Source organism: uncultured Algibacter sp. (genome assembly GCF_947495925.1).
Taxonomy (GTDB): Bacteria; Bacteroidota; Bacteroidia; order Flavobacteriales; family Flavobacteriaceae; genus Algibacter_E.
In genome coordinates this window covers 298,746-310,538 of record NZ_CANMAU010000003.1, presented here as the reverse complement: position 1 = coordinate 310,538, position 11,793 = coordinate 298,746, and the positions used below count along the sequence as shown (strand labels likewise).

Genomic DNA, 11,793 nt, shown 5'->3' with positions numbered 1-11,793 from the left:
AACGGTTGTTTTAATGGTTAAAAGAAGTGCAAACAATAGAATTGCCAATTGGATATATTTTTCTTTACTTTACCCAAGATTTATACCTGATGATTTCAAAAGAAGAGAAAATTAATGTTTTAAACTTATTACTAAACAGTAAAACTTTCTCTAAATCTACTACAAGTAATATTTTGCTTAAATACCTAATTGAATCATCAATTGTTAATAAAAATCTTAATGCAAGCGACATCAGCATAGAATTGTTTGGATCTCAATATCAGCACGAAAAGAGCGAGGCCACAGTTCGAGTAAACATATATCATTTAAGAAAAAAACTTAAAAAATATTTTGAAGGTGAAGGATTAAATGATTCCATACATATTGAAATAAAGCGTGGGCAATACGGCGTTTCTTTTTACAAAAAAGAAAATACGCAATCTAGGCATATTCAAAAAGTAAAGTTCGCCTTAGCTGCAGGAATCTTTATACTATTGACTGCAGGCTTTTTTACTTATTTAAAACAAAGTAAAAGAGACCCTATTTGGCATGCCTTTTTTACAAATGGCAAGGAAACAACATTGTACTTATATGATATCTTTGGATATTATGGTCCTACATTATTTAATAAAATAGGCTGGCATAGAGATTATGAACTAAATTCATCTTCCGATTTTTACAATGCTATAGAAGGTCATCCTGACTTATTAAAAGATTATTCTCCTGGAAGAAATGTTTACGTTAATTTTTTAAGCGCCTATTCTGTAAACGATTTATCAAAACACTTTAGTAGGCATAAAAATGAGTTTAAAATTCATAAATTTCACAACTTATCACCTCAACAGCTTAAGGAACAAAACTCCATATACCTAGGGACTTTGAAATCAGATAATGCTTTTGTCGATTTTTTCAATTTAAAATCTAAACATGTTAAATTAATCTCTTCAAACATTACACCAAAAACAAAAAACATTGAATACTTTGATGGTAGAAATGCCGAATATAATGAAGGCAGGAACATTCAATATAAAGATGCTCAAAAAAATATTGACACAATTATTGAGTTAAAATCAAATGGCCATAGCCATGAACATGTTTTAGTTGCAAAATTAAATGGTGATAATAACACGGTTAACTTCCTGTTTTTTTCAAATCATGGATTTGGTGGAACGGCTGCAGTAGAGTACTTTACAAACCCTGATTCTCTGGCGATTTTCAATAAAACGCACCTTCAACAATCAGAAGAATTCGTTGCCCTTTTTGACGTAAACGGAAAAGAACGCACCAGCATGCATATAAAACAAGTCCTTTTTGATGATAATAAATAGTATTTTTGAATTTCAAAAATTGTATAAATTTTGCTTACATCTGAATTAAAGGAATTCCTAGATAACAAAGTAGACATCTATAATAATCCTAAGTTTATCGAGAGTGACCCCATTCAAATCCCACATCTGTTTAGTAAAAAGGAGGATATTGAAGTATCAGGTTTTTTAACAGCTACTATTTCGTGGGGCAATCGTAAAAGCATTATTAATAATGCTATTAGATTGATGGATTTACTTGACAATTCACCTTTTGATTTTGTCATGAATCACTCAGAAAATGATTTAGAGAAGCTTCTGCCTTTCGTACATCGCACTTTTAATGGCGATGATTGTATTCAATTCATTAAATCTCTTAGACATATTTATAACTCCTATAATGGTTTAGAAAACGTTTTTTCAAATGAAGCTAAAAACGATTCTCTTCAACCTGCTATTTCTAAATTTAAATCCTATTTTTTTGAAATTGAACATTTGCAACGCACACAAAAGCATGTTAGCGATCCATTAAAAAATTCTGCAGCTAAACGCATCAACATGTTTTTACGTTGGATGGTTAGAGCTGACAATGCAGGCGTAGATTTTGGCATTTGGAAATCCATTTCTCCAAAAGCATTGTCATGCCCATTAGATATACACTCTGGGAATGTTGCTCGGAAACTAGGACTTTTAAAAAGAAAACAAAATGATGCCAAAGCTTTAGCAGAATTAGATACAGCCTTAAGAAAACTAGATAAAAATGATCCCGTTAAATACGATTTCGCTTTATTTGGCTTAGGGGTTTTCGAGGGGTTTTAAATTTAAAACCAAGTACCAAACATATACCCCATTCGATAAAAAAAACGATTGATAAACTTACCGTTTATCAATCGTTTTTAAATTTCAGGATAGCAATAATACTAACCTTTTAACCAAGCTTCGCGTAATGTTTTTTGAGCATCTGTGGCATCTTCTTTTTCCATAATACCAGCGCCATTTGTGTAGGTTTTTGTGGTAGTTGTTTTAATAACAATTTCTTCACCCTCTCGATCCAATTTAACCTCAATTTCTTTTCCAGGATTCCAATTAAACATTTCACCCAAAATAGTGTTGGCATTTGCCATGGTCATCTCAGACCCGTCAACAGTTTTTATTACGTCATTAGGTTTTACTCCTTGATCTGCCCAAAAACTGTTTTCCAAAACAGCTTCTGAAAAGAAAATAGTTCCATTTTCTGGATCACCACTTACAATTGGTGCACCATTCATTAAAATATAATTGGTTTCAACTCTACCCTCACCTATTTCCAGACCAACTTTTTCAAAAAACTTGTTGTAATCAATAGGAATATCGCCAACTACATGATCACTAAAAAACACACCTAATGAAGGGTAAGTCATCTCAACAATTTCATCAATAATCTTATCATCTTCAAAAGGTTTATTTTTTCCATATTTATTAGTCAACTCTTTCATTAGTGATAAAATACCACGTTGTCCGTTGCTTCCTTCTCGCATTAAAATATCAATGCACATACCTATTAAAGCACCTTTTTGATACACATTGATATACTGGCTTTTATAAGGCTCCTTTAATACATTTTCGCTCATGATCGTAAAACTCATAGCATCATCGTACCTTTTAGAATACTCTATTTTTTCCATAATCTTTTTGTAGAACTCAGTATCATCATCCAACCCTTGATCTACCTGAAAGAGTACTGAAAAATACTCGGTTACACCTTCATACATCCACAAATGCTTTGAGAAGGTTGGGTTATTATAGTCAAAGTAATGTATATCTTCAGAGTGCACACTTAAAGGCGTTACAATATGAAAAAACTCATGCGCTACTACATGAGTCATATTTTCAGCTAAAGACTCTTCGGACATAGATTCAAGAAAAACAACAACAGTTGAAGTATGATGTTCTAAAGCTCCAAAACCTTTTGCTGAATTTTCCTTACCATCAGACAAGTATAAAAAGATATCGTATCTAGGCGTTGCATTTATATCGCCTAAATATGTTTTTTGGGCCTGCATCATTTTAAATATCGTTTCCTTAAGAGATGCTGCCGAATGTACTTTATTAGGGGAATATACACTCAATACAATTTTTATATCTCCCACTTGAAACTCTTCTACTTCCAAATCACCAAACATCATTGGGTTATCAGTAATATCAAAATATCTTGGAGCAAAGTAACTTGTAGTAATCGTTTTTCCATCTTCACTTGTAGAAGATCCTACAGTTTGTAAAGCTGAGGAACGCACAAAATCAGCAGGTGCTGCAATGTCTAATTTGTATTGACTATTTTTTAAAGAATCAAAATACCCTATAAAACCATGTAGGTTTAACACATAATTATTGGGCTCAATATTCACCCCTGAAGGCGAAAAAGGTTCATCTTTACCAATACCTCCTTCTACCTCAATATCAAAAGTATCGTTAACCAAATAAGTGATTTTATCTAATTTCTTTGCATCTGCAATAGTCCATGTATTCAAGTCAACTTTAACAACAGGCATTTCATTTCCTTCATAATCAAGAGCTTTAAAATCATCAACATATTTTCCAAAATCATTTAACTCATATGTACCTTGTACAACTCTAGGCAATCTATACGTAACCGATTCGGTCGTAAAACGTCCAGGGTTAATGGTTACAGGTGCCCGATCTTCATTAATATTAACCAAATCTATAGCCGTTTCAATCGGTATATTAATGGCCAAATCATTTTGTGTAGTTTTTGTTGAATTACAACTTGCCATTAAAATGGCCACACACAACACGGATAAAATTCTTGTATTCATCTATTTTTTTACTTTTTTTATGTGACCTGCAAAATACCATTATGTTGCGGGGCATATTCTTAAGGTTTTGTTAAATTCGCAACATGCAAAATCCTCTAGTTAGTATTTTAATCCCATTTAAAAACACGGAGCTTTACCTAGCTGAATGTATCAAATCCATTCTAAATCAAACTTACTTGAACTGGGAATTGATCATGGTAGATGACAACTCCTCTGACCAAAGTTATAATATAGTGAACGCTTTTGCAGAAAAAGATGAACGAATTTTAATTTTAAAAAACCTAGGAAACGGCATTATAGATGCACTGCAGCTTGCTTTTAAACATAGTAAAGGGAACTTAATCACGAGAATGGATAGTGACGATATTATGCGCAAAAACAAAATTGAGGTTTTAGCAAAAAACCTTATAGTTAACGGTAAAAGTCATGTGGCATTAGGTTTAGTTAACTATTTTTCAAAAGATGGCATTAAGGCAGGTTATAAGAGTTATGAAACCTGGTTAAACACGCTAACCAAAAACGGAGCAAACTATACCGAAATTTACAAAGAATGTGTTATTCCATCACCCTGCTGGATGATTCATAGAGAAGATTTAATAGCTTGTGATGCATTTAACCCCAGTAGATATCCTGAAGACTATGATTTAGCTTTCCGTTTTTATAAACAAGACTACAAGTGCATCCCTTGCGAAACCGTACTGCATGATTGGAGGGATTATATTACCCGAGCCTCCAGAACACATGTGCATTATGCAGAAAATCATTTTATTGACATAAAGCTACATTATTTCTTAAAACTAGACTATAACCCTGATAGAAAATTAGTGGTTTGGGGAGCTGGAAGAAAAGGAAAAAAAGTCGCCAAATTGCTTTCAGAAAAAAAAGTTGATTTTGAATGGGTATGTGATAATCCAAAAAAGATTGGAAAAGATATTTACGGTACAGTTTTAAAGCCTTTTAGTTTTTTAGAAGAAGTACCGCATACCCAAAGCATCATAACGGTGGCTAATAAAGACGAGCAAAAAACCATTTTAAAATACATGAATCGCTTAAAACGCAAGCCTATTGAAGACTATGTTTTCTTTTGTTAATCAAAAAAATTATGTAGGTTTGTTTAATCTAAATTAGACATGCAGTTTAAACATCCAGAACTTCTTTACGCCTTATTTTTACTGCTAATCCCCATAATTGTTCATTTATTTCAATTACGTAAATTCCAAAAAGTAGATTTCACAAATGTGGCTTTTTTAAAAGAAGCTACACTGCAAACTAGAAAAAGTTCGCGTATAAAAAAATGGCTCATTCTTTGCACAAGGTTATTACTTTTAGCTGCTTTAATTCTTGCTTTTGCACAACCTTTTATCTCGAAAACAGAGACCTTTAATGTTCCAAAAGAAACGGTTGTTTATTTAGATAATTCTTTTAGTATGCAAGCTAAAGGGAATCAAGGAGAACTCTTAAAAAGGGCTATTCAAGATATCGTTTCAAATATCCCAGAAAATGAAAACTTTACAATTTTCACAAATAACCTAGTTTATAAAAATACAACTATAGGCGCTATCAAAAATGAATTATTAAAAATAGACTATACCTCCAATACTTTAACCAATGCTGCTGCACTTATAAAAAGTAAAACTCTATTTTCTCAAACCAATGACGTATTAAAAAATCTAGTATTTATTTCTGATTTTCAAGAAGACGGGACCAATTTAAAACCAGTTTCCGATACCAATACGACATCACATTTTGTAAAGTTAAATGCAGTCAATACAAATAATATTGCTATCGACAGTGCATATATTATCGAAACAACACCAACGGTTATAACCTTAAAAGTACGCTTAAAGAATAGCGGTGACAAGATTGAGAATTTGCCTATCGCGCTTTATAATGGTGACGAATTAATTGCAAAAACATCAATAGCGATTTCTGACACTTCGGAAACCTCGTTCTCTTTACCTGTAAATCAAGTGATTAATGGAAAAATATCTATTGATGATAATAGTTTAAAGTTTGACAACACCCTGTATTTCAATATCAACAAAACGCCAAATACAAAAATATTAGCAATTAATAATGCTGATGATTCCTTTTTAAGACGTCTTTACAATAAAGATGAATTTAACTACACTGCTACCTCAGAAAAACAACTCAATTACAATACTATTGACGAGCAACACCTTATTATATTAAATGAATTAGAAAGTATTCCCGTGGCTTTAGTCTCATCTTTAAAAGAATACGTTACTCAGGGAGGCGCTCTGGTTTTGATACCATCGGAAGAAACTAACATCATATCTTACAATCAATTATTAAATAACTACGGTGGAAGCTATTCAGATGTAAATAAGAATCAAAAAAGTATTACTACAATTAATTATTCCCATCAGTTATACAATTCTGGCGTATTTGAAAAACAAGTAAAAAACTTTCAATATCCGAAAGCAAATTCGTTTTATGAATTTAACTCTAACCGTTTTAACGCGGTTTTACAGTTTGAAGATGGAAAGCAATTTCTAGGAAATCACAATAATATATTTGTATTCTCTGCGCCCTTAAACCAGAATAATTCTAGTTTTAGAAACTCCCCTTTAATAGTTCCTACTTTCTATAATATTGCTAAAAGTAGTTTTAAAACACCTAGTTTGTATTATACCATTGGTAAAGACAATACTTTTGAAGTGGAAACACAAATGCAACAAGACGCGGTACTTTCGCTGAAAAAAGATGACATTAATATAATTCCTAGGCAGCAGTATTTTAACTCAAAAGTAAAAATAAGCACTTCCGAAGAACCTTCGGAAGCGGGCACCTATGCTATTCTTAATAAAAATGAAATTTTAAAAAATGTAAGCTTTAATTTTTCAAGACGTGAAAGCTCACTCAGCTATAAAGATCTTTCTCAATTTGAGAATATAAGCATTAGTCATTCAATCAGCAATATTTTCGATACTATAAAAAGTGAAACAAAAGTTAACGCCCTATGGAAATGGTTTGTTATTTTTGCTCTAGCGTTATTGATTATTGAAATGCTCATCTTAAAATTCTTTAAATGAACATACTTATAAAATCGGCCACAATAATAGATTCTAAAAGCGAATTCCATAATTCTACTCAAGATATATTAATTGAAAATGGTGTGATTGCTGCGATCGGAAATACGGTTAAAAACCCCAAGAATTATAAAGAAATAAAATTCGATAACCTTCATGTTTCACAAGGTTGGTTTGATAGTAGTGTTAGTTTTGGAGAGCCTGGATATGAAGAACGAGAAACTATTACCAACGGACTAAAAACAGCAGCAGCATCTGGGTTTACCTCAGTTGCATTAAACCCTAACAGTAACCCTGTTATAGATTCAAATACAGACATTACTTTTGTTAATTCGAAATCAAATGAAAACGCCGTAACCTTATTACCAATAGGCGCTTTAACCGTAGGGAGTAAAGGTGAGTATTTAGCCGAACTCTACGATATGAGTTCTGCAGGAGCCGTAGCTTTTTATGATTACAAGAAACCAATATCAAACCCTAACCTAATGAAAATTGCTCTGCAGTATGCAAGTAATTTTAATGGTTTAGTTTGTTCATTTCCTCAAGAAAATAAAATTGCAGGGCATGGTGTTATGAATGAAAACGTAACCAGTACAAGACTCGGCTTAAAAGGCATTCCATCTCTGGCAGAAGAATTACAAGTTGCGCGAGATTTGTTTTTATTGGAATATACAGGAGGTAAATTACATATCCCTACCATCTCAACAAAAAGTTCCGTAGAACTAATTAGAGCTGCCAAACAAAAGAAACTGGATGTAACCTGTAGTGTAGCTATTCATAATTTATATTTTACTGATGAAGCGCTAACTGAATTTGACACCAACTTTAAAGTTTTACCGCCGTTAAGAACGCAGGACGACGTTGACGCACTTATCATAGGTTTAAAAGATGGCACGATTGATATGGTGACTACAGACCACAACCCAATTGACATTGAAGAAAAGAAAGTTGAATTCGACCACGCAAACTTTGGCACCATAGGATTAGAAAGCGCTTTTGGAGCTTTGCAATCTATATTGACTACCAAAAAGACCATTGATCTTTTAACCAAAGGCAAGGCCAGATTTGGACTAGAACAGTCACCGATTAAAGTAGATAATATCGCAAACTTGACACTGTTTAATCCGGACACCAAATATGTTTTCTCGAAAGAGAATATTGTTTCTAGATCTAAGAATGCTATTTTTAAAAACGAAACTTTAAAGGGAGGCGTTTATGGTATTATTTCTAACAATAAGGCTGTTTTAAATTCATAAACATGACAGAGCAAGATATTGAAAAAGGCCGTAAAAACGCCATAATAAGTTATATAACCATTTTTGGAACCATTATAGCGTATTACATAAATAACGATAATAAGAGTGACTTCGCTAGTTTTCATATCAGACAATCTTTAGGGCTTTGGCTTACTTTTTTTGCTCTTGGCTATATTATTGGGAGTTTTAATAGTTGGCTAATAACCTCAAGTTTTTACTTGTTTTTTGCTGTGTTATTTATTTATGGCTTTTCAAATGCCATAGGCAGAAAGGCCCAAGCTGTACCGCTCGTTGGTCCCCTATATCAAAAACTATTTGCAAACCTTGGAAACTAAATGTTAAATACATCTCTTTCGCTGCACCACGTTATACGTGAATCGAGTTTATCAAAAAACGCACCACTCCTCATTATGATGCATGGTTATGGTAGTGATGAAAATGATTTGTTTTCATTTGCTTCAGAATTACCCGAAGAACTATTCATTATTTCAGTAAAAGCACCTTACCCGATGCAACCTTATGGCAACGCTTGGTATGCCATTAATTTTGATGCCGAACGCGGAAAATGGAACGATAATGAACAGGCTATACAATCTAGAGATTTAATCTCAAAGTTTATAGATGAAGCCTTAAATGCATATCCGGTAAATGCCGTCAATGTATCTTTATTAGGGTTCAGTCAAGGAAGTATATTAAGTTATGCTGTGGCATTGACCTATCCTGAAAAAGTAAAGAATGTAGTTGCTTTAAGCGGTTATATTGTTAGTGATATTTTTCCAGAAGATCTAGAATCTAGAGATTATTCAAATCTTGATTTTTACTGCTCCCATGGTAGCGTAGATCAAGTGATACCTGTTGATTGGGCAAGACAAACGCCTACTTTTTTAAATAGCTTAAATATTAAAAATCAGTATTCTGAATTCCCTGTTGGTCATGGTGTGGCTCCAAAGAATTTTCATGAGTTTAAAGTCTGGTTAAGTAAGCGTATCTCTTAGAAAAAGTTAAACGAAATTTAAAAATTTCCTCGTTAAATAAATAAAAAAATCCAGCATAAAGCTGGATTTTTTTATTTGATAATTGTAAACTAAAACAGTTCTAACTATTTATTACAAGTCTAAAACCCTCACCGTGAATATTCAAGATTTCTACTTTTTCATCCAACTTTAAATACTTACGTAATTTAGCGATGTAAACATCCATACTACGCGATGTAAAATAGTTATCATCACGCCATATTTTAGTCAATGCTAATTCTCGTGGCATTAAATCGTTTTCATGTAATGCCAATAAGCGCAATAACTCATTTTCTTTTGGAGATAATTTTACAGGCTCTCCTCCATCAAATTTCAAAAACCTTAATTTCGAATTTAAATCAAAACGTCCAATTTTAAATTCAAATTGCTTACTATCAGAAATAGTTTCTGTGGCTTTACGTTGTATAATCGCTTTAATCTTCATCAATAGTACTTCACTATCAAAAGGCTTATTTAAATAATCATCAGCACCTACTTTATATCCTTTTAAAACATCCTCCTTCATGGTTTTAGCTGTTAAAAAGATAATAGGTACATCTGTATTTTTCTCTCGTATTTCTTTAGCTAAAGTAAACCCATCTTTATAGGGCATCATCACGTCAAGAATACATAAATCAAAATCATCTTTTTTGAACTTTTCGAACCCTTCCATGCCATTTTTAGCATGCGTTACTTCATAGTCATTCATCATTAAATAATCCTTTAATACGGTTCCGAAATTAGGATCATCTTCAACTAATAGTATTCTTTTTTTAAATTCTTCCATAATTATGATATTAGTGGAAGCTTAATTATAAAGGTGCTTCCTTTGTCTTTTTCTGTTTCTACTGATACATGACCTTGGTGGTCTTCTACAATTCGTTTAACGTAGGCCAAACCTAAACCATGACCTTTTACATTATGAATATTTCCGGTGTGTTCTCTATAAAATTTTTCAAACACTTTTTTGGCAGCTGCTTTGCTCATTCCACTACCGTGATCTTTTATTTTTAATATAATATTAGTACCCACATTTTCAGTAGACACCTCAATTTCTGGAGCGTTTGGAGAATACTTAATCGCATTATCCAACATATTAACTATCACATTAGTAAAGTGCGTTTCATTTGCTAAAACAGAAGTTTTATTGGCATTAAAAAATGTTTTTATATAACCTTTTCTATCTTCTACAATTAATTCTACATGTGTAATAGCATCTTCTATCAACTCATGTAACTCAACTCGGTCTTTACTAATATTAAGCTCGTTTTTTTCTAATTTAGATATTCTTAAGACATTCTCCACCTGCGCATGCATGCGCTTATTTTCTTCCTTTATCATCGTAAGATATCGTAACACCTTACTCTTATCATCAATAACCTTAGGATTTTTAATAGCATCTAAAGCCAAATTAATGGTCGCAATAGGTGTTTTAAACTCATGCGTCATATTATTGATAAAATCTGTTTTAATTTGAGAAATTTTACGTTGCTTCACTAATTGAAACAAAGCACTCCCATAAGCTATAATAATGATAGAAGTAAAAACTATCGATAACATTATCATCCCGATAATTCCTGATAATATAAACTCCCGATCATCAGGAAAATTAACTAAAAGGCGATATAAACTTCTATTATTTTCATCATAAAATACAGGTACTCCAAAGGTAGATTTTAAATCATTTTCAAAATTATCACTGTGTACCTTAGTCGCTAAATCGGCACTATAAATGGCAAACTCAAACTCAATATTAATACCGTATTTTGCAAGTTTTTCAGTTAACAAGGCTTTAATTTCATTCTCAGAAACCCTTTTATGAATAGGTTTTCTTTTAAAAATTTCTTTAAAGCTTTTTTTAAAGCTCAATTTTTGTGCTTCATCAATAGTACCCGTTCTAATAATTTCAGAAATTGGACTTTTTAAGTCTTTTTCAGAAGAACTCGATACATCACTATAAAATTCTGTGCTCGAATTAGTTATGATATTTGTAATATCAAGACTATCTAAACCAATGTCAAAGAGCGAAGAAGATAGTTTATAATCCTCTTGAAACACATTACTCTTGAAAAGAAGCATTTCTTTAGTACTATTATTCTTCCTGTATATTAATAGCTGTGAAACCGCCTCTTCATCTCCTTTTTTTTCCTTATCTAAACTTAAGTATTCTGCAAAATATTTCTCAAACTCACGCTCCTCAATAGTATTTGATACATTGTTTAATACCGTAACCACATTGAATTTAAAACGATCTTTTTCGTTTTTTACGGCATCGTTGATATAATAAGCCTGAATAGAAATAATACCGATGAGAGATAAACTCATTAATATTATTAATAAGATGAAAATTCTTTTGCTCATCATTCAAAATTAAC

General features: G+C 32.2%; 10 protein-coding genes. 7 read left to right on the top strand and 3 right to left on the bottom strand.

Annotated elements, in window-relative coordinates; genetic code table 11:
* Positions 1-89: 89 nt before the first annotated feature.
* Together Q0857_RS07685 and Q0857_RS07680 are read left to right on the top strand one after the other, a co-directional pair.
* On the top strand, positions 90-1,307 hold the full coding sequence (locus tag Q0857_RS07685) for a hypothetical protein (protein WP_298533526.1): 1,218 nt from the start codon (positions 90-92) through the stop codon (positions 1,305-1,307).
* 30 nt (positions 1,308-1,337) lie between these two features.
* Complete coding sequence (locus Q0857_RS07680; RefSeq protein WP_298533525.1) at positions 1,338-2,102, top strand: TIGR02757 family protein; 765 nt, start codon at positions 1,338-1,340, stop codon at positions 2,100-2,102.
* 101 nt (positions 2,103-2,203) lie between these two features.
* Here the strand turns inward: Q0857_RS07680 and Q0857_RS07675 are convergent, their stop codons facing one another.
* Positions 2,204-4,096, bottom strand: coding sequence for a peptidase M61 (locus Q0857_RS07675; RefSeq protein ID WP_298533523.1), 1,893 nt, complete (start codon positions 4,094-4,096; stop codon positions 2,204-2,206).
* 83 nt (positions 4,097-4,179) lie between these two features.
* Between Q0857_RS07675 and Q0857_RS07670 the strand changes: the two genes are divergently transcribed.
* Genes Q0857_RS07670 through Q0857_RS07650 form a run of 5 tightly spaced genes read left to right on the top strand, consistent with a single transcriptional unit; the run spans position 4,180 to position 9,400 of the window.
* Positions 4,180-5,187: a glycosyltransferase family 2 protein gene (locus tag Q0857_RS07670; RefSeq protein WP_298533522.1), complete on the top strand. Its 1,008-nt coding sequence runs from the start codon at positions 4,180-4,182 to the stop codon at positions 5,185-5,187.
* 39 nt (positions 5,188-5,226) lie between these two features.
* Positions 5,227-7,152, top strand: coding sequence for a BatA domain-containing protein (locus Q0857_RS07665; protein WP_298533521.1), 1,926 nt, complete (start codon positions 5,227-5,229; stop codon positions 7,150-7,152).
* Entirely contained in the window at positions 7,149-8,405 is a 1,257-nt protein-coding gene (locus tag Q0857_RS07660; RefSeq protein WP_298533520.1) for a dihydroorotase family protein, read from the top strand. The genes Q0857_RS07665 and Q0857_RS07660 overlap by 4 nt, the downstream gene beginning before the upstream one ends.
* Positions 8,406-8,407: 2 nt before the next feature.
* Positions 8,408-8,740, top strand: coding sequence for a hypothetical protein (locus tag Q0857_RS07655; RefSeq protein ID WP_298533518.1), 333 nt, complete (start codon positions 8,408-8,410; stop codon positions 8,738-8,740).
* On the top strand, positions 8,741-9,400 hold the full coding sequence (locus Q0857_RS07650) for an alpha/beta fold hydrolase (protein WP_298533517.1): 660 nt from the start codon (positions 8,741-8,743) through the stop codon (positions 9,398-9,400).
* Positions 9,401-9,500: 100 nt separating this feature from the next.
* Here Q0857_RS07650 and Q0857_RS07645 read toward each other — a convergent pair whose 3' ends face one another.
* Positions 9,501-10,205 carry a response regulator transcription factor gene (locus Q0857_RS07645; RefSeq protein ID WP_298533516.1) on the bottom strand — a complete coding sequence of 235 codons (705 nt, stop codon included), beginning with the start codon at positions 10,203-10,205 and terminating at the stop codon, positions 9,501-9,503.
* Between the two features lie 2 nt (positions 10,206-10,207).
* Complete coding sequence (locus Q0857_RS07640; protein WP_298533515.1) at positions 10,208-11,743, bottom strand: sensor histidine kinase KdpD; 1,536 nt, start codon at positions 11,741-11,743, stop codon at positions 10,208-10,210.
* Positions 11,744-11,793 lie beyond the last annotated feature (50 nt).

What these genes read in the sequence shown, in the direction of transcription:
- Q0857_RS07675 (WP_298533523.1), bottom strand. Translation starts at nt 4,096, where the DNA reads ATGAATACAAGAATTTTATCCGTGTTGTGTGTGGCCATTTTAATGGCA.
- Q0857_RS07685 (WP_298533526.1), top strand. Translation starts at nt 90, where the DNA reads ATGATTTCAAAAGAAGAGAAAATTAATGTTTTAAACTTATTACTAAAC.
- Q0857_RS07665 (WP_298533521.1), top strand. Translation starts at nt 5,227, where the DNA reads ATGCAGTTTAAACATCCAGAACTTCTTTACGCCTTATTTTTACTGCTA.
- Q0857_RS07640 (WP_298533515.1), bottom strand. Translation starts at nt 11,743, where the DNA reads ATGAGTTTATCTCTCATCGGTATTATTTCTATTCAGGCTTATTATATC.
- Q0857_RS07650 (WP_298533517.1), top strand. Translation starts at nt 8,741, where the DNA reads ATGTTAAATACATCTCTTTCGCTGCACCACGTTATACGTGAATCGAGT.
- Q0857_RS07655 (WP_298533518.1), top strand. Translation starts at nt 8,408, where the DNA reads ATGACAGAGCAAGATATTGAAAAAGGCCGTAAAAACGCCATAATAAGT.
- Q0857_RS07645 (WP_298533516.1), bottom strand. Translation starts at nt 10,205, where the DNA reads ATGGAAGAATTTAAAAAAAGAATACTATTAGTTGAAGATGATCCTAAT.
- Q0857_RS07660 (WP_298533520.1), top strand. Translation starts at nt 7,149, where the DNA reads ATGAACATACTTATAAAATCGGCCACAATAATAGATTCTAAAAGCGAA.
- Q0857_RS07670 (WP_298533522.1), top strand. Translation starts at nt 4,180, where the DNA reads ATGCAAAATCCTCTAGTTAGTATTTTAATCCCATTTAAAAACACGGAG.